Raw genomic sequence first — 24,170 nt, forward strand, 5'->3', positions numbered from 1 at the left:
GAAGTGAGTCATAGGACGCGCATCTCGTCGGCGACATGCATTGGGCTCAGTCTTCTTCTTCGGTGGCGACGAGCTTCCAGTTCGGGTCGCGCGAGCGCGTGTCGCGGGCGAAGGTCCAGACATCCTTGACCTCTGCGACGGTTTCCGGATCGCCGTCGATGACGGCGCCGGCCTTGTCGCGCGTCGCCGAAATCAGTTCGCTGACGATGCGCAGCGTGACGTGAGCCTCGCCACCCTTCATTTCGGCAGAAACGATGTCCGCCTTTTCGATGCCGACAAAGGATGACTGGATCTTTTCCGCCCTGGCCTCGCGTTCGCCTATGGCGGCGACGAAGCCTTCATAGACATCGCGCGACAACAGGTTCTTCAGCGTTTTGCGATCACCGTCGGCATAGGCCATGACGATCATCTCATAGGCCATCTTGGCGCCGTCGACGAAGCTCTTGGGTTCGAAGGACGGGTCATTGTCCTTGATCGCACGCAGGCCCTTGTTGAGGTCGCTGTCGGGCTTGGCGAAAGCATCGATCGCGGCATAGGTATCGGCCGCCGGTTCGCCCGGCGCCCGCTTGCGCGGCAGCGAAACCACATTCTCCGGTTTCTGCGCCGTATCCTTGTCGCCGCTTCTAGCCGTGGAATAGGGATCGAAGGGAGGCCGTTCGTTGCCGGTGCGACGGCCCAGGACATTGCGCAACTGGAAAAAGATGACCACCGCCGCAATCAGGAAGAAAATCGTGCCGAAGTCGAAGAATCCCATATCTTCCGCCAATCAATCCCTGCGCGTGGCCGGACCATCCACCCAGTCGAGGGCGCGGTCGCATAGCGTTCAAGATTCAATGCATATAGAACGCAAGGCGCAATCATTCAAATCAAAGGCAGGCATACCTATCTAACGGGCGAAGGGCCAGCGTGTATTGCTGGCCGCGTCAAAATCAATAGAACGGCCCCCTGTTCGAAAAGGCTGGCAAGACTTGCGCATTTCGTTCCTCCCCGTCCTCCTTCTCGCGCTTCCGCTGTTGGAGATCGCCGGCTTCGTGGTCGTCGGACGCCAGATCGGCGCGCTGGCGACAGTCGGCTTGGTGTTGGCCTCGAGCATCGTCGGCGCGATGCTGCTCAGGCACCAGGGATTGGGCGTCATGGCCCGGGTGCGCGCCGAGATGGGCGCCGGGAGGGATCCCGGCCGACAGGTGGCGCATGGCGTCATGATCGTGCTGGCGGCGATCCTCTTGATCATCCCGGGCTTCATATCGGACATTTTTGGCCTGCTGCTGTTCCTGCCGGCGGTGCGCGACCTTGCCTGGCGGTCGTTGAAGAGCCGCGTCGTCGTCGCCACCAATTTCAGCGCCGCCGGCTTTCGCGGCCGCGGGCGAAACAAGACCATCGATCTCGACGATGGCGATTATTCGCGTGGCGACGACCCAAGGCGCGGGCCTGACCCCAACTCTCCCTGGCGCCGCCTCAAGGACGAATAAGGGACGCTTCGCCCCGCCCCGCGGGAGCCGAGGCGCGAACCTTGTCTTGTCCTGCCGGCCATGGTAGCGAACGCCCGATTTCAATTCGGTCAGCACTGCTGCCCAGGCAAAAGGACGACGGCTCATGGCCAGCAATGATGACGCGCCGGTTGGCGCTGCCAACGGAAACGGCAATGGCGCGGCGCAGCCGTCGCTGAACGTGCTGGCCCAGTATGTGAAGGATCTTTCCTTCGAAAGCCCCGGCGCGCCGAACTCGCTGCGCGGCCGCGACAAGGCGCCCGGCATCGCCATCAACGTCAATGTCAACGCCAATCCGCTCTCCGACAAGCAGTTCGACGTCAACCTGACGCTCAACGCCAAGGCTTCCTTCGATCAGGAAGTGCTGTTCAATGTCGAACTGGTCTATGGCGGCGTCTTCGCGATCAGCGGCTTCCCACAGGAACACATGCTGCCGATCCTGTTCATCGAATGTCCGCGCCTTTTGTTCCCCTTCGCCCGTCAGATCATCGCCGAGGCAACGCGCAATGGCGGTTTCCCGCCGCTGATGCTCGACCCGATCGATTTCGCGCAGATGTTCCAGCAGAAGCTGGCCGAGGACCAGGCCGCGACCAAGGTCAGCTGAAGGCCGCTACGCACTATGAATTGAAAAGCCCGGCCTTAGCGCCGGGTTTTTTCTTGGAAACGCCAGCCGCGGCAATGGAAGTTCGAGGCGATCGGGAACGCCAATCCGGAGTAGGTCGATCTCTTTGGCACACAGGATAATATGCGCTCGGTTTCTTGCACCGCCAGATCACTGCACCCCTGTCACGGAATGGATCCTGGGTCTGCGCGCGTCGCTTAGCGCCTTGCTTCGCCCTAGGATGACGAAGGAATAGGGCCATACGGCTCGTCAGCCAGCCGCGACCTTCAGCCAGAGCGCCTTTTCGCCCAGCGTGGAGACCATGCCGGCATGGGCCTCGCGCTCGGCCTCGCTGAGGCGGGACGGCAAGGGCGAAGGACGAGGGATGACGATGATTTCAATCTGGCGGACATTCTCCCTGCCCCGGGCCGGCGCGGTCGCGCTGTCGAGCCCAAGCGCAGCCTGCTTGCCGCCGATCAGCTCGATATAGACCTCGGCCAGCAGCTCGGAATCGAGCAGGGCGCCATGCTTGGTGCGCCTGGTGTTGTCGATGCCGTAGCGGCGGCAGAGGGCGTCGAGCGAATTGGGGCCCATCGGATGCCTGCGGCGCGCTAGCGCCAGCGTGTCGACGACGCGGCCATTGTCGATGACGGGGTGTCCCAGCCGGCCGAATTCGACATTGAGGAAGCCGATATCGAAGGTGGCGTTGTGGGCGACCAGCTTGGCGCCTTCGGTGAAATCCAGCCACTCCTGCGCGATTTCGGCGAAGGTCGGCTTGCCCACGAGGTCGGCTGCGCTGATGCCGTGCACCGACTGCGCCTCGGCATGGATCGGGCGGCCCTGCGGATTGATATAGTGGTGGAAGGTCCTGCCGGTCGGAAATCGATTGACCAGCTCGACGCCGCCAAGCTCGATGACGCGGTCGTCGCGCGAGTCCAGCCCGGTGGTTTCCGTGTCGAAGATGATCTCACGCATCGAATCAAGTGCTCCTGAGGGCAGAATCACGAGGCCGCAACAAAATGGCAATGGGAAACGAAGCGTGTGCGGGCAATGACTACAGGTTTGCGCCATGCTAACAGGCTTGCCCAGCCGCCTCTATACGAGCGCTCGCATTGACGTGACGGATGAGCACGAGGCTTGATTGCCACGTGGTTCCCCCAATCCGTCGCTGCTTCGCAGCGCCACCTTTCCCCCCTCCGGAGGGAAAGGAAGGGTGCGTTTATGGAGAAGCGTTGACGGCAAGGGCTTGGCGGTTTTCCTCTACCCCGTCGACCGGGGGAGAGGTGTCGAGCGAAGCTCGACGGAGTGGGGGTCGACCAGCGCAGCTAGCCAGAAGTGTCAGCAAGCCGGCTTGCTCGTGAGTTCCGCAATGATCGCCTCGACCTCCGCACGCGCGGCAGCTAGGCCCTGGCCGGTGTCGATGACGAAATCCGCCTGACGGCGCTTCTCGGCGTCCGGTACCTGCCTGGCCAGGATCGCGGCGAGCTTTTCATCCGTCATGCCCGGCCTCGCCAGCACGCGCTGGCGCTGGATTTCGGGCGGAGCAGTGACGACGACGACCTTGTCCACCCGAGCACGACCGCCAGTTTCGAACAGCAGCGGGATGTCCAGAACCGCGACCGATTCGCCGGCGTTTCGATGCTTGGCCAGGAACGCGTCGGCGTCGGCGCGGACCAGCGGATGAATGATGGCTTCAAGCCGCTTGAGAGCGTCGGCGTTGCCGAGGACACGCTCGCCAAGCCTGGCGCGGTCGACCACGCCCGCATCCATCACGCCCGGAAATGCCGCTTCGACCAGCGGTGCTGCCTCGCCGGCATAGAGGCGGTGCACGGCCTCGTCGGAATCGTGCACCGGCACGCCGGCCTCGGCGAACATCCTGGCCGTGGTCGACTTGCCCATGCCGATCGATCCGGTGAGGCCAAGCACGATCATGGCGTCGGCGCCAGATCGGCGACGATGAGCGCGCGCAGCTCGGCCGTAACCTGCGGCCTGACGCCGAACCAGCGCTTGAAGCCGGGCACTGCCTGGTGCAACAACATGCCGAGCCCGTCGACCGTGGCGAGGCCGCGGCTACGGGCGGCGGCAAGCAACGGCGTTTCCAGCGGCACATAGACGATATCGGTGACGATGGCGTGGCTGGGCAGTCGGCCCGGGTCCGCGGACAGGCCCTCATTGCCATGCATGCCAAGCGCCGTTGTGTTGACCAACAGGCCGGCGTCCGACAGGAGTTCGCCTATCGCCTCCAGGCCGTGGGCAGTTACGCCAGCGCCGAAACGGTCGCGCAATTCCTGCGCCCGGGCGAGCGTGCGGTTGACGATGCGGATATCGCTGACGCCGCGCTGCTTCAGCGCATGGATGACCGCGCGAGACGCGCCGCCGGCGCCAAGCACGACCGCCGGGCCATTGGCGGCCCAGCCCGGCGCGTGGTCGTCGAGATTGGCGGCGAAGCCATGGGCGTCGGTGTTGCCGCCCCACAGATCTCCGTCCTCGAACCACAGCGTGTTGACGGCGCCGATCTGTTCGGCAGCGTCATCGCGGCGGCCGGCCTGCGCGAAGGCCGCCTCCTTGTGGGGAATGGTGACGTTGCCGCCCCGATACCCGTTCTTGCGAAGCGTGGCCAGGAATGCGGCGAAATCCGCCGGGGCGACATCGATCGCCTCGTAGCTGCCGTCGATGCCGTGTTCGGCCAGCCAGTGGCCATGGATCTTGGGCGAGCGCGAATGCTTGATCGGATGGCCGGTCACGAACGCCTTGCTGGCCGCCTCAGCCATCGATCGCCCCCAAAATGCGCAGTTCGGCCAGCAGTGGCAGCAGCGGCAGGCCGACAATCGTAAAATGGTCGCCCTCGATCTTGTCGAACAATTGAATGCCTTCGCCCTCGATCTGGTAGGCGCCGACACTCGACAAGGCCTTGGCGCCGAAACGGGCAAGGTGGCGGCCGATGAAGGCCGGCTCGAGCCTGCGCATGGTCATCGACGCGATGCCGACATGGCGCCACAGCACCTTGCCGTCGCGAACCAGCACGGCGGCGCTGTTGAGCTGATGGGTCTTGCCCGACAGCGCCAGGAGGTGGCGCCGGGCGCCCTCCATGTCGGCCGGCTTGTGGAACACTTCGTCGCCAAGCGACAGCGTCTGGTCGCAACCCAGCACCAGCGCACCCGGCTTGCGCTCGCTCACGTCCGTAGCCTTGGCCTCAGCCAGCACAAGAGCGACGTCCTCGGGCGAAACGCCACTATCCTGCAAAGGCGCCTCGAGCGAGCGCTCGTCGACATCGGCCGGCACTGCTTCAACGTCTATGCCGGCATTGGCGAGCATCGCCTTGCGGAACGGACTGCCTGAAGCGAGAATGATTTTTTCGGTCATGGGTGGTTCGCCTGATTGCCTTTCCAACCGCCGTCGCGATGTTCCCCCAACCAGAAACCGTTGCGCTCTTCGGCCACTGTAACGGCATGGATCCTAGGGTCTCCGCGACGGAGCTTCGCCCCTGCTCCGCCCTAGGATGACGAAGGCATAGTGGTTCATCGCCAATCACCAACGGCAGAGATTGGCAGGACGATCCTCTCTTCGTCATCCTAGGGCGAAGCAAGGAGCGCAGCGACGCGGCGCAGACCCTAGGATCCATGCCGTGACCTTCGAGCTTCGCGGCGGTGGGATGCCGTCACCGCGCAGCCCGGCCCCAATTATCTCGTCTTCCCTCGCAGGGCAACGATCGCCGCCGCCGTTTCCTCGATCGAGCGGCGGCTGACGTCGATCATGGGCCAGCCATGGCGGGTGCAGATCTGGCGGGCGTAGGCGAGTTCCTCGGCGATGGCGGCGCGGTCGATATAGTCGGACGCCTCGTAGGAGCCGCTATTGCCGAGAATGCGGTTTTGCCGGACATGCGAGATGCGCTCCGCCGTGGCGATCAGCCCGACGACCAGCGGCGTCTTGGCGTTGACCAGGCTTTCGGGCACCGGCACGCCGAGCACGATCGGGATGTTGGCGGTCTTGATGCCGCGATTGGCGAGATAGATGCTGGTCGGCGTCTTCGAGGTCCGCGAAATGCCGACCAGAACGACGTCGGCATCCTCCATGTTGAGGGGCAGTTGGCCGTCATCATGGTCCATCGTGAAGTTCAGCGCATCGATGCGGCGGAAATATTCGGCGTCGAGGACATGCTGCGCGCCGACGCGCCGGCCGGCCGGCGTGCCCAGATAGGACTGGAAGACGGTCAGCACCGGCTCGAGCACGGAGACACAGGGCAGGCCCATGGTGGCGCAGCGCTCGTCTATGCCGCGCGCCAGCTTCTGGTCGACGACCGTGTAAAGGATGATGCCCGGTTCCTCCTCGATATCCTCGAACACCTTCGCCACCTGCTTCTCGGTGCGGATGAGCGGATAGATATGTTCGATGGCCCGCGCATCCTTATATTGGGCCGAAGCGGCGCGCCCCGCGGCGAGCAACGTCTCGCCGGTGGCGTCTGAAATCAGATGCAGATGGAAGAAGCTCTGAGGTTTGTTCACAGGAGGCACCTGGGGCTGTGGGGTAGTGTGGATAAAGCCGGACGAAAGAACCGGCTGGTCGGCTGCGACTGTATCAGATGGCATGTTGTCCACAATTCGATGCGCTGTCGGCTCCCTCGAGGCACTGGGGACAAGTCTGGGGACAGGTTTCCCTGACCCTGGTCCATCCACAGGCCTGATCTTTCCCGATCCATTTTAAGGCGTTGAGTCCAATAGCCGATTCCGGCCTGTCCCCAGAACCCTACAATCCCGTAAGACAAGTGCGCGACAATATGCTTGCTGGCGTTTTTGCGGCCGAAGCGGGACAGGTGACAACCACCACAACCAACAGACTCTTAGAATCAGAAGAATCTTAGATATAAGAATCTTTAAGATTATAGGCAGGCTGGGAGAGGCGAACTCGATGGCCCAAGGCCGGATCATGCTGGACGTGCTGAAGGGCGAGGCGGTGTTTCCACCGCCGCTCTGGATGATGCGCCAGGCGGGGCGCTATCTGCCCGAGTACCGGGAGACGCGCAAACGCGCCGGCTCGTTTCTCGACCTCTGCTACAATCCCGATCTTGCCGTGGAAGTGACGCTGCAGCCGATCGAACGCTTCGGCTTCGATGCGTCGATCCTGTTCTCGGACATATTGGTCGTGCCGCACGCGCTTGGGCGCGACGTGCGTTTCGAGGAAGGGCGAGGCCCGCTCCTGACACCGATCACGGCTGCCGAGATCTTGGCCCTCGAGAGCAAGGTGTTTCACGTGAATCTCGAACCGGTCTATGAGACGGTTCGCAGGTTGCGGGCACGATTGCCCGGCGAGACCACGCTGATAGGCTTCTGCGGCGCTCCGTGGACGGTAGCGACCTACATGATCGCCGGCCATGGCACACCGGACCAAGCGCCGGCGCGGCTGTTCGCCTATCGCGAGCCATTGGCCTTTGAACGCCTGCTGGCATTGCTCGCCGATCATTCGGCCGCCTATCTCATCCGCCAGATCGAGGCAGGCGCCGACGTGGTGCAGATTTTCGATTCCTGGTCGGGCGTGCTCGACGATGCCTGCTTCGATCGGTTCTGCGTCGAGCCGGTGGCGCGGATCGTCCGGCAGGTCAGGGCTGTCTATCCGGATGTCCCGATCATCGGTTTTCCCAAGGGGGCCGGTAACCGCTATGGGTCGTATCGCCAAAAGACCGGCGTGATGGGGCTGGGGATCGACTGGACGGTGCCCCTGGAGGCGGCGAAGGATTTGCAGCGCTCCGGCGCGGTGCAGGGCAATCTCGATCCCCTGCGGCTCGTGGCTGGCGGCAAGGCGCTGTCCGATGGCGTCGAGGCGATCCTCGGTGCGCTGGGCGATGGACCGCTGATCTTCAATCTCGGGCATGGCATCACGCAGGATACGCCGGTTGCCCATGTCGAGGCCATGGTGAAACTGGTGCGGAGCGCGACACGCGGATGAGCGAGATGAACAACACCAATGGTACCGGCCAGGCGATGATGCGCATGGTGCTGAGCCTCGTCGTCCTGCTTGTCCTGGCCGCGCTGCTTTTTTTCGTTGCACCAGACGATTTCTATCCCTGGGCAAAGGCGATCCATGTGCTGGCTGTCATCGCGTGGATGGCGGGCATGCTCTATTTGCCGCGACTGCTGGTCTACCATGCCGATGCCGAGAAGGGGTCGGTCCAGTCTGAAACCTTCAAGGTGATGGAGCGGCGCCTGCTGCGTGGCATCATCAATCCGGCAATGACGCTCACCTGGGTGTTCGGGCTGTGGCTGGCCTGGAAAGGCTTTGCGTTCCAGGGCGGCTGGCTGCACGCCAAGATCGCCGCGGTGATCCTGATGTCGGCCGTTCATGGCTATCTGTCGGGCGCAGTCCGCAAATTTGCCAACGACCGTAACGAAAAGCCGGCACGACACTGGCGAATCGTCAACGAGATCCCCACATTGTTGATGATCGCCATCGTGATCCTGGTTGTGGTGAAGCCGTTCTGAGGCCTTTGAGGTCCAAAACGCGGCTTGCTCTTTCATCTGACCGACGATAAAAGACGGGTCTTCCTTCCCGTCATGCGCCGCCCTTCATTGCTTTCGGCCGCGCCCGGCATTTGTCGCATCCCGTCGATATCTTCCCAAAGCTTACCCAGACTCCATCTATTCAAGGTCCGTCTATGCAAGAAATGAAACTCGCAGAGTTCAAGAACAAGAAGCCGCCAGAGCTGATCGCCTATGCCGAATCGCTCGAGGTCGAGAATGCCAGCGTCATGCGCAAGCAGGAGCTGATGTTCGCGATCCTGAAGAAACTGGCCGCACAGGACGTCGAGATCATCGGCGACGGCGTGGTCGAGGTGCTGCAGGACGGTTTCGGTTTCCTGCGCTCGGCCAATGCCAATTACCTGCCGGGTCCCGACGATATCTATATTTCGCCGTCGCAGATCCGGCGCTTTTCGCTGAAGACCGGCGATACGGTCGAAGGACCGATCCGCAGCCCGAAAGAGGGCGAGCGCTATTTCGCGCTGCTCAAGGTCAACACGATCAACTTCGACGACCCCGAGAAGATCCGCCACAAGATCCATTTCGACAATCTGACGCCGCTCTATCCGACGTCGCGCCTGAAGATGGAAATGGAGGTCCCGACCTCCAAGGACATCTCGGCCCGCGTGATCGATCTGGTGGCGCCGCTCGGCAAGGGCCAGCGCGCCTTGATCGTGGCGCAGCCCCGCACGGGCAAGACCGTCCTGCTGCAGAACATCGCCCATTCGATCACCACCAACCATCCGGAATGCTATCTGATCGTGCTTCTCATCGACGAGCGGCCGGAGGAAGTGACCGACATGCAGCGTTCGGTGAAGGGCGAGGTCGTGTCGTCGACTTTCGACGAGCCGGCGGTGCGCCACGTGCAGGTCGCCGAGATGGTCATCGAAAAGGCCAAGCGCCTGGTCGAGCATGGCCGCGATGTGGTCATCCTGCTTGACTCGATCACCCGCCTCGGGCGCGCCTACAACACTGTGGTACCGTCATCGGGCAAGGTGCTGACAGGCGGCGTGGACGCCAACGCCTTGCAGCGGCCAAAGCGTTTCTTCGGCGCGGCGCGCAATATCGAGGAAGGCGGTTCGCTGACCATCATCGCCACCGCACTGATCGATACAGGCAGCCGCATGGACGAAGTCATCTTCGAAGAGTTCAAGGGCACCGGCAATTCGGAAATCGTGCTCGACCGCAAGGTTGCGGACAAGCGCATCTACCCGGCCATGGACATTCTGAAGTCCGGTACCCGCAAGGAAGACCTGTTGGTGGCGCGTTCGGACCTGCAGAAGATCTTCGTGCTGCGCCGCATCCTGGCGCCGATGGGAACGACGGATGCCATCGAGTTCCTGATCGACAAGCTCAAGCAGACCAAGACCAATGCCGACTTCTTCGATTCGATGAACACCTAAGGAATGGGCCGAAGTTTCGGTCAATGATCAGACCCCATTCCGGGCTAACCGTGCTGGGGTTTTCGTTGTTGGGGCAGGCGTCTGCTCCGCCCCCAGCGGCTTGGGTGCCGTTCAAGGTGATGGTAGTAGCTGCTATGGTATGAGCGTATCCGCTGCGGCAAGGAATCGATTCGGCCCCGTACCAACGCTCAACAAGGCGAGTTTCGACAGACTGATTCGTAACCGTAACGAGGCTAGTTCACTGCGCGATGTTCTTTGTAGGAACGGGAGCTAGCTACACAGCGACAAGAGGCAGATGACTTCACGCACGTCGATCGTTGCGCTGTCGAGCGGCCGGCTACCGGCCGGAGTGGCGGTAATACGAGTATCGGGCCCACAGACTCGATTCGTGGTCGAAACGATGGCTGGCCGTGTCGCTCGGGAGCGTACGGCTATGCTTCGCAAGCTACGAGCCGCAGATGGAACCTTGTTGGACACGGGCATTGTGATCTTTTTTCCCGGCCCGGGCAGTTTCACCGGCGAAGATGTGGCCGAGTTCCATACGCATGGAGGCCGCGCGGTTGTTCAGAAGGTCCTGGAGACCGTCACCGGCTTCGATGGGGTAAGACTGGCTGAACCTGGCGAGTTTACGCGACGTGCCTTTCTCAACGGCAAGATGGATTTGGTTGCAACAGAGGCCCTCGCCGATCTTGTTAACGCCGAGACCGAAGCCCAGCGGCGCTTTGCCGTCCGCAACGCCGAGGGTGTTCAGAGCCAGCTCTATCAGGGCTGGAGGCGCCGATTAATCCACGCCCGAGCCATGATTGAGGCGGAGATCGATTTTTCCGACGAGGACGATGTTCCTGGCTCGGTTTCGGATGAGGTTTGGTCGGATGTCCGGGCGATGGTCGCCGAGATCGATAAACATATTGAGGGATTTCGCTCGGCGGAAATTATTCGCGATGGCTTCGAGGTCGTGATCCTCGGTCCGCCGAACGCGGGCAAGTCGAGTCTGTTCAACGCCTTGGCGCAACGGGATGCCGCTATCGTAACAGATGAGCCAGGGACGACCCGCGATCTTCTTGAAGTGACGCTCGAACTCCAGGGATTGCGCGTCAGGCTGACGGATACAGCCGGTTTGCGCGATGAGCCAGGTAGGGTCGAAGCGTTGGGCATCGAGAAAGCTAAAGCAAAAGCGCACCGGGCCGATCTTCTATTGTTGCTTAGAGACCTCACGGACACGGTTGATGTCTCTATTCCTGCCGCGGTGCCGGCGTTGAGCATCGGTACCAAGGTGGATCTATTGGATGCCGAGGCGGCGCGCGCAGCCGCCGCTCGATACGAACTGGTCATCTCGACATTGAGCGGAGTCGGTCTGACCGCCCTATTGAACGAGATCGGGCGGCGGGCGACGGACGCCGCTGGACAGGTGGGTGACGTTCTCCCCTCTCGGCTTCGACATGTAAACTTGCTAAGCGATGCAAATCATCATCTTCGTCACGCGATGGAAGGCGACCGGTTGGGACAGGAACTGCGCGCCGAGGAGTTGAGATTGGCAGCGGACCAACTCGGACGGATTGTCGGTTCGGTTGACGTCGAGGACCTGCTTGATGTGATCTTCTCAGAGTTTTGCATAGGCAAATGACTCACGTGAAACATGCTTTCATCATCGGGAAGGGTTCCTGACTCACGTGAAACACCATACCTGGCCAACGTGAACTCGGGCGCTCATGAACTAGCTACACGTTTCACGTGAAACGACGCGAGTTTCTTGACAGGCAAGCTCGTCGGGGACATGTGTCGGCCGACTCTTTAAATCCGGGATTGTCGGAATGATCGATCGCTATGATGTGGTTGTTGTCGGCGGCGGGCACGCAGGCTGCGAGGCGGCCAGCGCGGCCGCTCGCGCTGGCGCCAATGCGGCTCTGGTGACGTTGCGTTTCGATACAATCGGCGTCATGTCCTGTAATCCGGCCATCGGCGGTCTCGGCAAGGGTCATTTGGTTCGCGAGATCGACGCCATGGATGGGCTGATGGGCCGCGTGGCCGATGCTGCGGGCATCCAGTTCCGGTTACTCAACCGCCGCAAGGGCCCCGCGGTGCGTGGGCCGCGTACCCAAGCTGACCGGAAACTCTATCGCATGGCGATGCAGCAAGAAATTCGGCAGCAAAAAGATCTCGACGTGGTTGAAGGTGAGGTGTTCGATTTCGAGATCGACGGGGGCAGAATCGCTGCTGTTGTTCTCGCGGACGGCCGGAGGCTCGGCTGTGGCGCGGTTGTGCTAACGACGGGAACCTTCCTGCGTGGCCTCATTCATATTGGCGAGAAGAAGATCGCCGCCGGTCGCATGAACGAGCAGGCCAGCATAGGCCTGTCTGCAACGATGAAACGTGTCGGGTTTGCGCTCGGCAGACTGAAAACGGGAACCCCGCCGCGCCTTGACGGGCGCACCATCGACTGGGCCTCACTCGAGAGCCAAGCGGCGGACGAGTATCCGGTTCCTTTCTCGCTAATGACGGAACGGATTAAAACGCCGCAGATCGAGTGCGGCATTACCCGCACGACGACTGCCACCCACGATCTGATCCGGGCCAATCTTGGCCGCTCCGCCATGTATTCCGGGTCAATCGAGGGCGTAGGGCCGCGCTATTGCCCCTCGATCGAGGACAAGATCGTCAAGTTCGGGGATAGGGACGGTCACCAGATCTTCCTGGAGCCGGAAGGGCTCGATGATACCACCGTCTATCCAAACGGCATCTCGACTTCTCTGCCCGAAGATGTCCAGCTCGACATACTGAAGACGATACCGGGCTTGGAGCGCTCGGTCATGCTGCAGCCTGGCTATGCGATCGAGTATGATCATGTCGACCCGCGCGAGCTGCACCCGACGCTCGAGACGAAGCGCGTTATAGGACTTTTCATGGCCGGGCAAATCAACGGGACGACGGGTTATGAGGAAGCCGCAGGCCAGGGCCTGCTTGCGGGATTGAATGCTGCCCGGCGGGCTTCAGGCAGCGAGCAGATCTTACTGAGTAGAACCGAAGCCTATATCGGGGTGATGGTCGACGACCTGACCAGCCGGGGCATCAGCGAGCCCTACCGCATGTTTACCTCAAGAGCGGAGTTCCGCTTGTCGCTGCGCGCAGACAACGCTGATGAACGGCTGACACCCATAGCGGCCAAGCTCGGAATTGCGTCGGCGGAGCGCTTGCAAAAGTATGGAGACATGGTGCAGCGGCTAGACTCTGCGCGGGAACTCGCCTTTTCACTGAGCTTGACTCCCAATGAAGCTGCCCAACATGGGCTGGAGATCAACCGAGATGGTGTGCGAAGGTCTGGTTATGAGTTGCTCAGCTATCCTGGCGTAGACATCGCGTGGCTGTCAAAGGTCCAACCGAAATTTGCCGAGATCGACGCCAAGACTGCCGAAAAGCTCGAAACGGAAGCGAAATATTCGGTTTATCTCGAGCGTCAGAGAGCGGATGTGGTCTATATAAGGGGTGAAGAACGCCGCCTGATTCCTGACACCGTCGTGTTCGGCACTCTTCCTGGACTATCCAACGAGCTTAAACAGAAAATGCAGGCTAGGCGTCCGCGCTCAATCGCAGACGCCCAGCGAATGGAGGGCATGACGCCTGCGGCTCTCGCAATCATCATCGCTCACGTCCGACAGCATGAAAGCCTACGGAAGGATGTTGCGTGAGTGCTGGTTCATGGCAGAGCTTGCAAGACGCCGCGGGCCCAGTTTCACGTGAAACATTTGAGCGTCTGATTGCCTTCGAACACATATTTCAGAAATGGAATCGAAGCATCAATCTCGTCGCCCAGTCGACCGCTGCCGATGTTTGGGAACGGCACATCCTTGATAGCGCGCAGTTAGCACGAATCGAACACGCTGCTGAACGCTGGGTCGACATCGGGTCGGGCGGAGGATTTCCGGGTCTTGTGCTCGCTTTCCTCCTCGCGGAACGAACTGGCGCCAGCATCGTCTTGGTGGAGAGTAATCGAAAGAAAGCATCTTTCCTGCAGACCGTGATTGGACAGTTCCACCTGCCGGCCAGGGTGCTTACCGCACGCATTGAAGAGAGCCATGCACTTGTTTCCGCACCGCAAATAGTCACAGCGAGGGCGTTGGCGGGGCTTCCAACCTTGCTGGATTTGTCTGCGCCGTGGTTGATGCGAGGCGCGCGCGGTCTGTTCCACAAAGGTCGGGATTATCGAGCGGAGGTGAAAGAAAGCGTTAACCGATGGGCCTTTGATCTGGTAGAACATCCCAGTGTGACCGACCCGCATGGCGTCATTCTTGATCTGTCCAACCTGCGTCCGGTCTGATCCAGCCTGGCGAAGGTGACATGACACTCTGGCATAGACCCATCATGAAAAATGGCCCCCGAATCATCACAGTAGCCAATCAGAAGGGCGGCGTCGGCAAGACGACTACCGCCATAAACCTGGCCACTGCTTTGGCCGCAATCGGCGAAAAGGTACTGATCGTCGATCTGGACCCGCAAGGTAATGCCAGTACCGGGCTTGGCATCGATCGCAAGGACCGTACGGTCTCCTCCTATGATGTCCTGACAGGCGAGTTGGCTCTTGAAGCGGCGGCGATCCCAACCGCCGTGCCCGGCCTGTCGATCGTGCCGTCGACGCTAGACCTTCTTGGCATCGAGATGGAGATTGCTTCGGCGCCGGACAGGGTGCTCAAACTGCGCAACGCTTTGCGGGCCGCTTCCGAGCGCGGTGCGCCATTCAATTATGTGCTGATAGACTGCCCACCTTCGCTCAACCTTTTGACTTTGAATTCAATGGCTGCGGCAGACTCTGTTCTCGTGCCGCTTCAATGCGAGTTCTTCGCCCTTGAAGGCCTGAGCCAGCTTCTTGAAACTGTCGAGCAGGTGCGCCAGTCGCTCAACCCGGATCTGATCATCCAGGGCATTGTGCTGACCATGTATGACGGCCGCAACAATCTCGCCAACCAGGTGGTGCAGGATGTGCGGGCTCACATGGGCGACAAGGTCTACGAAACCATCATTCCGCGCAATGTGCGTGTCTCGGAGGCTCCCTCCTATGGCAAGCCGGCGATCCTCTATGATCTCAAATGCTCGGGCAGCCAGGCCTATCTGCAACTCGCATCCGAGGTGATTCGCCGCGAGCGCAAATTGCGGGCGGCCTGATAGGCACATAGCGATTCGATACCGAAACGATGTCACGTCACTGGGAATAACCATGAGCGAAGACCCTTCAAGAAAGCGGCTTGGACGCGGGTTGGCGGCGCTGATCGGTGAGATCGACCGCCCCGCCGCGCCCGAAAAGCAAGGCATGAGCGCTGATGGTAAGGTGCCAATCGAGTTCCTGACGCCGAACCCGAGAAACCCGCGCCGGCATTTCGGCGATTCGGAACTGACCGACCTTGCCCAGTCCATCCGTGAGCACGGCGTGGTCCAGCCGGTCGTCGCGCGCCCCTCCCCTACTCAAGCCGGCCGCTACGAGATTATCGCCGGCGAACGGCGCTGGCGGGCGGCGCAACGGGCCGGACTGGCCGAGATCCCCGTTATTATCCGCGAGGTCAACGACCGGACCGCGCTGGAACTGGCGATAATAGAGAACGTTCAGCGCGCCGACCTCAACGCGGTCGAGGAAGCGCTTGGCTACCAGCAACTCATTGATGATCATGGGTACACCCAGGCCGATCTCGGTCAGGTGATCGGCAAAAGCCGCAGCCATGTTGCCAACACGCTACGTCTTTTGAAACTGCCTGATGTGATCCGCGACATGCTGGTCGACGGCGCCTTGTCCGCCGGCCATGCCAGGACCTTGGTGACAGTGGGCGATCCCGCCGGGCTTGCCAAGCGAATCGTCGAGGAAGGACTTTCTGTCCGCCAGGCTGAAGCGCTGGCACAGCTGCCAGCGGCGCAGACGCCGGCCAAGCCAAAGCAGGCTCAGGTCGCACCGCAAAAGGATACGGATACGCTGGCGCTTGAAAGGTTGATGACGGACACGCTGGGCATGATCGTGACGATCGACCACAAGGGCAAGGGCGGCGAAATCACGGTGAGCTATCGGAGCCTGGAGCAACTGGACGAGCTGTGCAGGCGGCTGAAGCAAGAGCGGTAGTTAGTCGACTTACTACCTCGGCTATTTCCGTATTCGGTGGGGTCGCCCTGCAGTTTTTGAAGCCGCAACTTGTCTCAAGAGCTTCTGATTGCACAGGGTGCCCCAAACCGACGTCGCACTTGCTGAAAGACCTAATCCGTCTCGGCGACGTAGCCGGTAGGCTCTCCCTAGAAAATCTACCTCTGCGCCAGCCGGCTACTCTCAATTGCTACGCCCAGCAAGGCTTGCCTCGCCAGGGCGACGGATAGGTCAGGCCGCCGGCGCGTCTGCAGCACGGCCGACTGAAGGCGGACCAGCGCGCGGCTCAGCCCTTCACTGCTCCAGCGCTCCAACGCCTTCTCCACCAGCTTGCGTCGTGAAAAAAAGACCGGAGGTCGGGCGGAGGCGACAACAGAGGCAGCGTTGCGCCCGCCGGAGTCCATCTGGCCGCGCATGGCCTGGATTGCCTGCAATTGCCGCATCGCAGATGACAGGACCAGGAAAGGCTGTCCCCCGGACTGGCAATGGCGGGTAAAGGCAACGTCGAAATCGCCGATATTGCCCTCGAGAAGGGCGTCGACCGCGTCGTCGAAGGAGGCGCCGGATACGTCGCCGGACATGGCGCGCACGTCCTCAATCGTGATCTCCTGCTGGCCATGGGCGTAGAGCACGAGCTTCTCGATCTCGCCGCGGGAGGCGAGGCGATCGCCGCCGAGATTGCGGCGCAGCGCCTGTCTCGCTTCCATGGTCATCGACATGCCGGCCTTGCGCAGTTCGTCGTCGATGACCGCATCGACGTCGCGGGCCTCATCTGCGTAACAGGGCAGCGCCATGGCGCTGTCAGCTGTCTCCACAATTGCGCGCAACCCCACGCCTTTCTTCAGATCGCCGGCTTCGATGAGAATGATTGCGTCGCGCGCCGGCTCCGCTGTCAGGGCCTTAACATCGTCGGCCAACGCCTTCTGCCCGCTGGCATTGCGCACCCAAAGCAGACGCCGGTCGGAAAACATCGGCACGGTGCGTGCTTCATCGAGCAGGCGACCCTCGTCGCGGTCGACCTCCGAGCCTTCCAGCCGAACGACGGAGAACGGGTCGTCAAGCGGCAGACCGGTCTTTGCGGCAAAAGCCTTCGCCCGCTCTGAAACCAGCCCTCGATCGGGTCCGTAAAGCAGGACGATCGAGACGCGGGGATCGGGCTTCGCCAGCCATGCGTCGACCTCGAAAGCTTTCTTCTGTGCCATGCGAGGTGGTTAGCATGACGCCGGGACGGAGGGAACATTTCAGGCGGAGGATGACTTCGACTGATGGTCGACCCCACCTCGTCGAGCTTCGCCCGGCACCTCTCCCCCGGTCGACGGGATAGGAAGGGCGCGCGTTTGCCGTGGCCGGCGCTATCTGGCCGAAAACCTCAATCCAACTTGCGCTAAGTTGCGCCTTGCATCGAAACATCGACAAGAAATTTCGCGGACATACTTACATTCTGTGATCGGAGCCGGCGCCGGCGAGTGCAGCCCGAAGGCCGCGCCAGGCGGTACTGGTCGGCGGTGCGGATATGCGAATATCCAACCGGCAACCTTGGAGGACGAAGGTCATGGCCGATGCTGGGATGCTGCGGTTTCACGTTCCGGAGCCGGAAGTGCGGCCGGGCGGAGCGCCCGACTTCTCCAACGTACCCATCGCCGCGGCCGGTTCGGTGCCGCGCCCGGATATCGATGCCGATCCCCGCACCATCCGGGACATGGCCTTTTCGATCATCCGCGTGCTGAACCGCAATGGCGAAGCCGTCGGTCCATGGGCCGGGCTTCTGTCCGCCGACGAACTGCTCGAGGGGCTGCGCCACATGATGACGCTCAGGGCCTTCGATGCCCGCATGCAGATGGCGCAGCGGCAAGGCAAGACTTCGTTCTACATGCAGCATCTTGGCGAAGAGGCGGTGAGCTGCGCTTTCCGCAGGGCGCTCTTGCCGGGTGACATGAATTTCCCGACCTATCGCCAGGCAGGGCTGCTCATCGCGGGCGGCTATCCGATGGTCACGATGATGAACCAGATCTATTCCAACGAGGCCGACCCGCTGAAGGGCAGGCAGCTGCCGATCATGTATTCCTCGAAGGAGCACGGCTTCTTCTCGATCTCGGGCAATCTGGCGACGCAGTACATCCAGGCGGTGGGCTGGGCGATGGCGTCGGCGATCTCGAACGATTCGCGGATCGCAGCCGCCTGGATCGGCGACGGGTCGACGGCGGAATCCGACTTTCATTCGGCGCTGGTGTTCGCTTCCACCTACAAGGCGCCGGTCGTGCTCAACGTCGTCAACAACCAGTGGGCGATCTCGACCTTCCAGGGCATTGCGCGTGGCGGCTCCGGCACGTTCGCGGCCAGGGGCCTTGGCTTCGGCATCCCTGCGCTGCGCGTCGACGGAAACGATTATCTCGCAGTCCACGCCGTGGCGAAATGGGCGGCGGAGAGGGCGCGCGGCAATCTCGGTCCAACGCTGGTCGAATATGTCACCTACCGCGCCGGCGCCCATTCCAGCTCGGACGATCCTTCCGCCTACCGGCCGAAGGCCGAATCCGATGCCTGGCCGCTCGGAGACCCGGTCGTGCGGCTGAAAAACCATCTCATCCGGCTGGGCGCCTGGTCCGACGAGCGGCACGCGCAGGCCGAGGCGGAGATCCTCGACACGGTGATCTCGGCGCAGAAGGAGGCGGAGGGCCACGGCACGCTGCATGCGGGCGGCAAGCCATCGACGCGCGAGATGTTCGAGGGAGTCTTCGCCGAGATGCCGCCGCATCTGCGGCGCCAGCGCCAGCAGGCAGGGGTCTGAGATGCCGAGACGCAGCATGATCGAGGCGATCCGGGACGCCATGGATGTTTCGATGGAACGCGACGGCAAAGTGGTGGTGTTCGGCGAGGATGTGGGGTTCTTCGGCGGCGTGTTCCGTTGCACCCAGGGCCTGCAGGCCAAATATGGCAAGAGCCGCTGCTTCGATGCGCCGATCAACGAATCCGGCATTGTCGGCTCGGCCATCGGCATGGCCGCTTACGGACTGAAGCCTTGCGTGGAAATTCAGTTTGCCGACTACATGTATCCAGCCTACGACCAGCTGACCCAGGAAGCGGCCAGGCTGCGTTACCGTTCGAACGGTGATTTCACCTGTCCGATCGTTGTGCGAATGCCGACCGGCGGCGGCATATTCGGCGGGCAGACGCACAGTCAGAGTCCGGAGGCGCTATTCACCCACGTGTCCGGGCTGAAAACCGTCGTGCCGTCCAACCCACATGATGCCAAGGGGCTGCTAATTGCGGCGATCGAAGACCCGGACCCGGTGATCTTCCTCGAGCCGAAACGGCTCTATAACGGCCCCTTCGACGGTCATCACGACCGGCCGGTGACGCCGTGGTCGAAGCATGAGCTGGGCGAGGTTGCCGACGGCCACTATACGGTGCCGCTCGGCAAGGCGGCGATCCGCCGCGCCGGCTCGGCCGTCACCGTGCTTGCCTACGGCACCATGGTCCATGTCGCGCAGGCCGCCGTCGAGGAGACCGGCATAGACGCCGAGATCATCGATCTCAGGACACTGCTGCCGCTCGACCTCGACGCCATCGTCGCCTCGGTGAACAAGACCGGACGCTGCGTGATCGTGCATGAGGCGACGCTCACCTCCGGCTTCGGCGCCGAACTGTCGGCGCTGGTGCAAGAGCACTGCTTTTATCATCTGGAAGCGCCGGTGGCGCGGGTCACCGGCTGGGACACCCCCTATCCGCATGCGCAGGAGTGGGATTATTTCCCCGGTCCGGCCCGCGTCGGCCGCGCTCTCATCGAAACCATGGAGGCCTGAGATGGGCGAGCACGTCATCAAGCTGCCCGATGTCGGCGAAGGCGTCGCCGAGGCCGAACTTGTCGAATGGCACGTGAAGATCGGCGATATGGTGCGCGAGGATATGGTGCTCGCCGCCGTCATGACCGACAAGGCGACGGTGGAAATACCATCGCCTGTCGACGGCGAGATCCTGTGGCTCGGCGCCGACATCGGCGACACAGTGGCGGTCGGCTCGCCGATCTTGCGGCTCAAGGTGGCCGGCGATGGGAATGTTGCCGAGGGCGGCTCGCAAACATCCGAAGCCAGTGCGGCACCGACCCCCACCCCTGACCCCTCCTCACAGGGGGGAGGGGAACGTGTCTCGTCTCCCATCGCCGAGACCGAGTCCACGCCGCCCGCGACAATCGGCGCTGTCCAAAGCAAGAATGCACGAGAAGCGGAGATGGGGTCCTCCTCCCCCTTGTGGGGAGGGACCAGGGGTGGGGACACCACGCTGTCGTCCGGAGGTAAGGCTCCCCCCGCCGCGCCGCGTCCGGAGGGGGAAAAGCCGCTGGCGTCACCAGCCGTGCGGCAGCGCGCGAAAGAGGCCGGCATCGATCTGCGGCAGGTGACGGGCAGCGGCCCTGCCGGCCGCATCGGCCATGAGGACATCGAGGCATTCCTGGCGCGCGGGCCTCGGCAGCTCCGCAACTCCTCCGGGCTCGCCCGCAACGATGACGTTAACGACATCAAGCTGGTCGGCCTGCGGCGCAAGATCGCCGAGAAGATGACGTTGTCCGCCTCGCGCATCCCGCACATCACCTATGTCGAGGAAATCGACGTCACCGCGGTGGAGGATCTGCGGGCCGCGCTCAACAAGGAAAAGCGCGCCGAAAGGCCCAAGCTGACGCTGTTGCCCTTCCTGATGCGGGCCATGGTCAAGGCGATAGCCGACCAGCCACAGCTCAATTCGCTGTTTGATGACGAAGTAGGCATCATCCACCAGCATGGCGGCGTCCATATCGGCATTGCGGCGCAGACGCCGTCGGGCCTGGTGGTGCCTGTCGTCAGGCATGCCGAGGCGCGCGACATCTGGGATTGCGCGGCCGAGCTCAACCGGTTGGCTGAAGCTGCCAAGTCCGGCACGGCGACGCGCGACGAACTGTCGGGCTCGACCATCACCATCACGTCGCTCGGCGCGATGGGCGGCGTGGCAACGACGCCGGTCATCAACCATCCGGAGGTAGCGATCCTCGGCGTCAACAAAATCATGGTGCGGCCGATGTGGGACGGCACCCAGTTCCTGCCCCGCAAGATGATGAACCTGTCGTCGAGCTTCGACCACCGCATCATCGACGGCTGGGACGCGGCGGTGTTCGTGCAGCGGATCAAGGCGCTGCTGGAGACGCCGGCGCTGATTTTCGTGGATTGAGGGCGGTGGAATGATCGAGATGACGGCGGGACAGCGCCCCCCTCTGCCTTGCCATGCATCTCCCCCACGAGGGGGGAGATTGGATGTCTCGCCGGGTTTCGCCAATCTCTATCGTTGCAGGAGTGAGCGAAGCGATGAAGCGGCCAATCTCCCCCCGCGTGGGGGAGATGCCTGGCAGGACAGAGGGGGCGTGAAGGATCGCGACCAAACATTCCCTCGGATCGAAGGGTCGCATCATGAAGGACATCTCCTGTAAGCTGCTCGTGATCGGTGCGGGCCCGGGTGGCTATGTCTGCGCCATCCGCGCCGGGCAGCTTGGCATCGATACGGTGATCGTCGAGGCCGGCAAGCCTGGAGGCACCTGCCTCAATGTCGGCTGCATTCCTTCGAAAGCGCTGATCCATGCAGCTGACGAGTTCGAGAAGATCGTCCAGATGGCCGACGGCAACAGTCCGTTGGGCATCTCGGTGACCGCCCCGGCGCTTGATCTCGCCCGGACGCTCAGCTGGAAAGACGGGATCGTTAGCCGGCTGAACAGTGGCGTGTCGAGCCTGCTCAAGAAGGCTGGAGTGAAGTCCGTTCGCGGCTGGGCGCGATTTCGCGATGGCAAGACGGTTGAAGTCGACACGGAGACCGGCACCCAGGTGATCCGCGCCGAGACGATCGTTATCGCCACCGGCTCGGCGCCGGTCGAATTGCCGTTCCTGCCCTTCGGCGGCCGGGTGATTTCGTCGACCGAGGCGCTTTCGCTGAGTGAGGTGCCGCAAAGATTGGCTGTCGTCGGTGGCGGCTATATCGGGCTTGAACTCGGCACGGCCTTCGCGAAGATGGGGGCCAAGGTTACGATTGTCGAGGCCCTGCCGCGGGTGCTGGCGCAGTATGATGCGGAACTGACAAGGCCTGTGGTCAAGCGGCTCGCCGCGCTCGGTGTCGAGGTGATGGCGGGTGTAAAGGCCAAGGGCCTCTCGGAGGAAGGCGATGCGCTGCTGATAGAGACGTCGGAAGGCGAGGACGCCAGGGTTGCGGCCGACAAGATCCTGGTGACCGTCGGCCGCAGGCCGGTGACCGAGGGATGGGGGCTAGACGAGATCGACCTCGACATGGCCGGCCGGTTCATCAAGATCGACCGGCAGTGCCGCACCTCGATGCGTGGCATCTTCGCTATAGGGGACGTCACCGGCGAACCGATGCTGGCGCACCGGGCGATGGCGCAAGGCGAAATGGTCGCCGAAATCGTCGCCGGTCACAAACGCGACTGGGACAAGCGTGCGATCCCCGCCGTGTGCTTCACCGATCCGGAACTGGTGGCGGCCGGGCTGTCGCCCGACGAGGCCAAGGCGCTCGGCGGCGATATCAAGATCGGCCAGTTCCCGTTCGCCGCCAACGGCCGGGCGATGACGAAGCTCGGCGAGGATGGGTTCGTCCGTGTCGTCGCCCGGGCCGACAATCACCTTGTCCTCGGCATCCAGGCGGTCGGGCAGGGCGTGTCCGAGCTGTCGGCGGCGTTCGGGCTGGCGCTGGAGATGGGCGCAAGGCTGGAGGACATCGCCGGAACAATCCACGCCCACCCCACGCAGGGCGAAGGTTTTCAGGAAGCCGCGCTGAAGGCGCTGGGCCACGCGCTGCATATCTGAGCGGGTGCCGCTGTCTTCCTTCCCTCCGGAGGGGGAGAGGTGCCGAGCGAAGCTCGACGGAGTGGGGGAAGCCGGTCCTTGCATCCCCCGATCGACGGGGGAGAGGAAGGGCGCCGCAGCCACGCTAGCCGGACCATCATTTGCAAATTCGCTAGCTTCCCAGCGGATGCGGCATGTAGCCGACGAAGCCGGCGATTTTCCAGATGCCCTGGACGCGGGTGCAGAAATACAGGGTCTGCCATTTCAGCCTGTCGACGCTGCCATCGGCCTTGGCGACGGAACCATCAAATTTCTTGTGCAGCACGGCGCGGTCGCCGGCGACATCGATGTCGCGCAGATTGGTGACCCGAAACAGCGCCTCGCGCAGCGGCTCGGCGAACTTGGTCGCTGCGGTCTCCGTTGCCTGACGCAGCCATTCGTCGCGATAGATTTCGAGCTTCGGGAATTGCAGCCGCCAGGCATCGGCGTTGTGAAGAAAATGCGCATGCATGCCGAAGAAACTCTCGGCCACGAAATCATTCTCGACCATCGCCCAATCCTGGCCGATGAAGGCATCGATGTCACGCCGCACCAGCATCTCCCACAAAGCGTGGCGGTCGGCATCGCCGCTGGGAAAGGGGTTCGTGTCGAAAGTCATGCTCGATCTCTCCGGGGTGGAATTCGTGGTGTCGGTTGGTTGCAAGGCAGGCCGCCTGGTGCACGATGCAAGCGCTCCTGTAATAAAGCAACATGGATCTTGCAGAATGTTGCTTTCCAACAAAGTGCTCTATGAGGATGGCCGCGATCAGGGTAAATGTCGATGGAAGCGGGCCGGCGCGGCATCGCCCAGCATGATAGAGGAGCATCCCTTGCCGAAGCAAACTTTTGGAACGTCCCATGTGCCTTTGTCGCCCGCCGTGCGCGCAGGCGATTTCGTCTATGTCTCTGGCCAGGTTCCCGTGGGCAGCGACGGCCTGGTCGTAAAGGGCGGCATTTCGGAACAGACCGAACAGGTGCTGGCCAATGTGAAGGCGGCGCTGGCGCTGGCCGGCTGCACGCTAGACGATGTCGTGAAGACGACGGTGTGGCTGGAAGACGCGCGCGACTTCGGCGCCTTCAACGCCGTCTATGCCAGGCATTTTCCCCAGAATCCGCCGGCCCGCACCACTGTCGAATCGCGGCTGATGATCGACATCAAGATCGAGGTCGAGGCGGTCGCCTACCGACCGGTCTGATAGACGCTGTCAAGCGG

23 protein-coding genes are annotated in these 24,170 nt (G+C 62.3%); 15 read left to right on the top strand and 8 right to left on the bottom strand.

The genetic code is table 11. The annotated features are described in order from the left end of the window. Positions 1 to 46: 46 nt before the first annotated feature. Complete coding sequence (locus tag LB513_RS05605) at positions 47 to 754, bottom strand: Tim44/TimA family putative adaptor protein (protein ID WP_224662480.1); 708 nt, start codon at positions 752 to 754, stop codon at positions 47 to 49. 214 nt (positions 755 to 968) lie between these two features. On the opposite strand from LB513_RS05605, the gene LB513_RS05610 reads away from it, so the two are divergent. Together LB513_RS05610 and secB are read left to right on the top strand one after the other, a co-directional pair. Beyond that, entirely contained in the window at positions 969 to 1,469 is a 501-nt protein-coding gene (locus LB513_RS05610) for an FxsA family protein (protein WP_224662481.1), read from the top strand. A gap of 124 nt (positions 1,470 to 1,593) precedes the next feature. Further along, positions 1,594 to 2,091 carry a protein-export chaperone SecB gene (gene secB / locus LB513_RS05615; protein WP_224662482.1) on the top strand — a complete coding sequence of 166 codons (498 nt, stop codon included), beginning with the start codon at positions 1,594 to 1,596 and terminating at the stop codon, positions 2,089 to 2,091. A 267-nt stretch (positions 2,092 to 2,358) separates the two neighbouring features. On the opposite strand, the gene dnaQ is transcribed toward secB, so the two are convergent. From dnaQ to LB513_RS05640, 5 genes are all read right to left on the bottom strand, one after another. After that, the gene (gene dnaQ, locus LB513_RS05620) at positions 2,359 to 3,063 is read right to left on the bottom strand and encodes a DNA polymerase III subunit epsilon (protein ID WP_224662483.1); all 705 of its coding nucleotides are present in this window, start codon (positions 3,061 to 3,063) and stop codon (positions 2,359 to 2,361) included. 363 nt (positions 3,064 to 3,426) lie between these two features. After that, positions 3,427 to 4,020 carry a dephospho-CoA kinase gene (gene coaE / locus LB513_RS05625; RefSeq protein ID WP_224662484.1) on the bottom strand — a complete coding sequence of 198 codons (594 nt, stop codon included), beginning with the start codon at positions 4,018 to 4,020 and terminating at the stop codon, positions 3,427 to 3,429. Next, complete coding sequence (locus LB513_RS05630) at positions 4,017 to 4,859, bottom strand: shikimate dehydrogenase (RefSeq protein ID WP_224662485.1); 843 nt, start codon at positions 4,857 to 4,859, stop codon at positions 4,017 to 4,019. Before LB513_RS05630 ends, coaE begins: the two co-directional genes overlap by 4 nt. Next, a complete protein-coding gene (locus LB513_RS05635; protein WP_224662486.1) occupies positions 4,852 to 5,451 on the bottom strand; it encodes a Maf-like protein in 600 nt (199 codons plus the stop codon). The genes LB513_RS05630 and LB513_RS05635 overlap by 8 nt, the downstream gene beginning before the upstream one ends. Positions 5,452 to 5,768: 317 nt before the next feature. After that, on the bottom strand, positions 5,769 to 6,674 hold the full coding sequence (locus LB513_RS05640; protein ID WP_263481979.1) for a pyruvate, water dikinase regulatory protein: 906 nt from the start codon (positions 6,672 to 6,674) through the stop codon (positions 5,769 to 5,771). A gap of 319 nt (positions 6,675 to 6,993) precedes the next feature. Between LB513_RS05640 and hemE the strand changes: the two genes are divergently transcribed. From hemE to LB513_RS05680, 8 genes are all read left to right on the top strand, one after another. Next, positions 6,994 to 8,028, top strand: coding sequence for a uroporphyrinogen decarboxylase (gene hemE / locus LB513_RS05645; RefSeq protein ID WP_224662488.1), 1,035 nt, complete (start codon positions 6,994 to 6,996; stop codon positions 8,026 to 8,028). Then, complete coding sequence (hemJ, locus tag LB513_RS05650; protein ID WP_224662489.1) at positions 8,025 to 8,561, top strand: protoporphyrinogen oxidase HemJ; 537 nt, start codon at positions 8,025 to 8,027, stop codon at positions 8,559 to 8,561. The genes hemE and hemJ overlap by 4 nt, the downstream gene beginning before the upstream one ends. Before the next feature lie 173 nt (positions 8,562 to 8,734). Then, on the top strand, positions 8,735 to 10,000 hold the full coding sequence (rho, locus tag LB513_RS05655) for a transcription termination factor Rho (RefSeq protein WP_027032049.1): 1,266 nt from the start codon (positions 8,735 to 8,737) through the stop codon (positions 9,998 to 10,000). A gap of 295 nt (positions 10,001 to 10,295) precedes the next feature. Further along, positions 10,296 to 11,624, top strand: coding sequence for a tRNA uridine-5-carboxymethylaminomethyl(34) synthesis GTPase MnmE (gene mnmE, locus LB513_RS05660; protein WP_224662490.1), 1,329 nt, complete (start codon positions 10,296 to 10,298; stop codon positions 11,622 to 11,624). A gap of 187 nt (positions 11,625 to 11,811) precedes the next feature. Continuing rightward, entirely contained in the window at positions 11,812 to 13,683 is a 1,872-nt protein-coding gene (gene mnmG / locus LB513_RS05665; protein ID WP_224662491.1) for a tRNA uridine-5-carboxymethylaminomethyl(34) synthesis enzyme MnmG, read from the top strand. Next, positions 13,680 to 14,312, top strand: a complete 633-nt coding sequence (rsmG, locus tag LB513_RS05670) for a 16S rRNA (guanine(527)-N(7))-methyltransferase RsmG (protein ID WP_224662492.1) — start codon at positions 13,680 to 13,682, stop codon at positions 14,310 to 14,312. The genes mnmG and rsmG overlap by 4 nt, the downstream gene beginning before the upstream one ends. A gap of 44 nt (positions 14,313 to 14,356) precedes the next feature. Continuing rightward, a complete protein-coding gene (locus LB513_RS05675; RefSeq protein ID WP_224662493.1) occupies positions 14,357 to 15,154 on the top strand; it encodes a ParA family protein in 798 nt (265 codons plus the stop codon). Positions 15,155 to 15,206: 52 nt separating this feature from the next. After that, a complete protein-coding gene (locus LB513_RS05680; RefSeq protein ID WP_224662494.1) occupies positions 15,207 to 16,094 on the top strand; it encodes a ParB/RepB/Spo0J family partition protein in 888 nt (295 codons plus the stop codon). Positions 16,095 to 16,270: 176 nt separating this feature from the next. On the opposite strand, the gene holA is transcribed toward LB513_RS05680, so the two are convergent. Next, positions 16,271 to 17,314 (bottom strand): DNA polymerase III subunit delta, encoded by a 1,044-nt coding sequence (gene holA / locus LB513_RS05685; RefSeq protein ID WP_224662495.1) that lies wholly within the window; start codon positions 17,312 to 17,314, stop codon positions 16,271 to 16,273. A 350-nt stretch (positions 17,315 to 17,664) separates the two neighbouring features. On the opposite strand from holA, the gene LB513_RS05690 reads away from it, so the two are divergent. From LB513_RS05690 to lpdA, 4 genes are all read left to right on the top strand, one after another. Then, on the top strand, positions 17,665 to 18,897 hold the full coding sequence (locus LB513_RS05690; protein WP_224662496.1) for a 3-methyl-2-oxobutanoate dehydrogenase (2-methylpropanoyl-transferring) subunit alpha: 1,233 nt from the start codon (positions 17,665 to 17,667) through the stop codon (positions 18,895 to 18,897). Between the two features lies 1 nt (position 18,898). Then, positions 18,899 to 19,912 (top strand): alpha-ketoacid dehydrogenase subunit beta, encoded by a 1,014-nt coding sequence (locus tag LB513_RS05695; protein ID WP_224662497.1) that lies wholly within the window; start codon positions 18,899 to 18,901, stop codon positions 19,910 to 19,912. A gap of 1 nt (position 19,913) precedes the next feature. Then, the gene (locus LB513_RS05700) at positions 19,914 to 21,305 is read left to right on the top strand and encodes a dihydrolipoamide acetyltransferase family protein (RefSeq protein ID WP_224662498.1); all 1,392 of its coding nucleotides are present in this window, start codon (positions 19,914 to 19,916) and stop codon (positions 21,303 to 21,305) included. Positions 21,306 to 21,541: 236 nt separating this feature from the next. Beyond that, on the top strand, positions 21,542 to 22,939 hold the full coding sequence (lpdA, locus tag LB513_RS05705; protein ID WP_224662499.1) for a dihydrolipoyl dehydrogenase: 1,398 nt from the start codon (positions 21,542 to 21,544) through the stop codon (positions 22,937 to 22,939). Between the two features lie 151 nt (positions 22,940 to 23,090). Here the strand turns inward: lpdA and LB513_RS05710 are convergent, their stop codons facing one another. Then, complete coding sequence (locus LB513_RS05710) at positions 23,091 to 23,576, bottom strand: hypothetical protein (RefSeq protein ID WP_224662500.1); 486 nt, start codon at positions 23,574 to 23,576, stop codon at positions 23,091 to 23,093. 193 nt (positions 23,577 to 23,769) lie between these two features. Between LB513_RS05710 and LB513_RS05715 the strand changes: the two genes are divergently transcribed. Further along, positions 23,770 to 24,153: a RidA family protein gene (locus LB513_RS05715; protein WP_224662883.1), complete on the top strand. Its 384-nt coding sequence runs from the start codon at positions 23,770 to 23,772 to the stop codon at positions 24,151 to 24,153. Positions 24,154 to 24,170 lie beyond the last annotated feature (17 nt).

This window comes from Mesorhizobium sp. ES1-1 (assembly GCF_020164785.1).
Lineage (GTDB): Bacteria > Pseudomonadota > Alphaproteobacteria > Rhizobiales > Rhizobiaceae > Mesorhizobium.

What these genes read in the sequence shown, in the direction of transcription:
- hemE (WP_224662488.1), top strand. Translation starts at nt 6,994, where the DNA reads ATGGCCCAAGGCCGGATCATGCTGGACGTGCTGAAGGGCGAGGCGGTG.
- holA (WP_224662495.1), bottom strand. Translation starts at nt 17,314, where the DNA reads ATGGCACAGAAGAAAGCTTTCGAGGTCGACGCATGGCTGGCGAAGCCC.
- secB (WP_224662482.1), top strand. Translation starts at nt 1,594, where the DNA reads ATGGCCAGCAATGATGACGCGCCGGTTGGCGCTGCCAACGGAAACGGC.
- LB513_RS05700 (WP_224662498.1), top strand. Translation starts at nt 19,914, where the DNA reads ATGGGCGAGCACGTCATCAAGCTGCCCGATGTCGGCGAAGGCGTCGCC.
- LB513_RS05680 (WP_224662494.1), top strand. Translation starts at nt 15,207, where the DNA reads ATGAGCGAAGACCCTTCAAGAAAGCGGCTTGGACGCGGGTTGGCGGCG.
- LB513_RS05640 (WP_263481979.1), bottom strand. Translation starts at nt 6,674, where the DNA reads ATGCCATCTGATACAGTCGCAGCCGACCAGCCGGTTCTTTCGTCCGGC.
- mnmG (WP_224662491.1), top strand. Translation starts at nt 11,812, where the DNA reads ATGATCGATCGCTATGATGTGGTTGTTGTCGGCGGCGGGCACGCAGGC.
- LB513_RS05695 (WP_224662497.1), top strand. Translation starts at nt 18,899, where the DNA reads ATGCCGAGACGCAGCATGATCGAGGCGATCCGGGACGCCATGGATGTT.
- LB513_RS05675 (WP_224662493.1), top strand. Translation starts at nt 14,357, where the DNA reads ATGAAAAATGGCCCCCGAATCATCACAGTAGCCAATCAGAAGGGCGGC.
- LB513_RS05690 (WP_224662496.1), top strand. Translation starts at nt 17,665, where the DNA reads ATGGCCGATGCTGGGATGCTGCGGTTTCACGTTCCGGAGCCGGAAGTG.
- mnmE (WP_224662490.1), top strand. Translation starts at nt 10,296, where the DNA reads ATGACTTCACGCACGTCGATCGTTGCGCTGTCGAGCGGCCGGCTACCG.
- coaE (WP_224662484.1), bottom strand. Translation starts at nt 4,020, where the DNA reads ATGATCGTGCTTGGCCTCACCGGATCGATCGGCATGGGCAAGTCGACC.
- LB513_RS05635 (WP_224662486.1), bottom strand. Translation starts at nt 5,451, where the DNA reads ATGACCGAAAAAATCATTCTCGCTTCAGGCAGTCCGTTCCGCAAGGCG.
- LB513_RS05605 (WP_224662480.1), bottom strand. Translation starts at nt 754, where the DNA reads ATGGGATTCTTCGACTTCGGCACGATTTTCTTCCTGATTGCGGCGGTG.
- hemJ (WP_224662489.1), top strand. Translation starts at nt 8,025, where the DNA reads ATGAGCGAGATGAACAACACCAATGGTACCGGCCAGGCGATGATGCGC.
- LB513_RS05630 (WP_224662485.1), bottom strand. Translation starts at nt 4,859, where the DNA reads ATGGCTGAGGCGGCCAGCAAGGCGTTCGTGACCGGCCATCCGATCAAG.
- LB513_RS05710 (WP_224662500.1), bottom strand. Translation starts at nt 23,576, where the DNA reads ATGACTTTCGACACGAACCCCTTTCCCAGCGGCGATGCCGACCGCCAC.
- dnaQ (WP_224662483.1), bottom strand. Translation starts at nt 3,063, where the DNA reads ATGCGTGAGATCATCTTCGACACGGAAACCACCGGGCTGGACTCGCGC.
- lpdA (WP_224662499.1), top strand. Translation starts at nt 21,542, where the DNA reads ATGAAGGACATCTCCTGTAAGCTGCTCGTGATCGGTGCGGGCCCGGGT.
- LB513_RS05715 (WP_224662883.1), top strand. Translation starts at nt 23,770, where the DNA reads ATGATAGAGGAGCATCCCTTGCCGAAGCAAACTTTTGGAACGTCCCAT.
- rho (WP_027032049.1), top strand. Translation starts at nt 8,735, where the DNA reads ATGCAAGAAATGAAACTCGCAGAGTTCAAGAACAAGAAGCCGCCAGAG.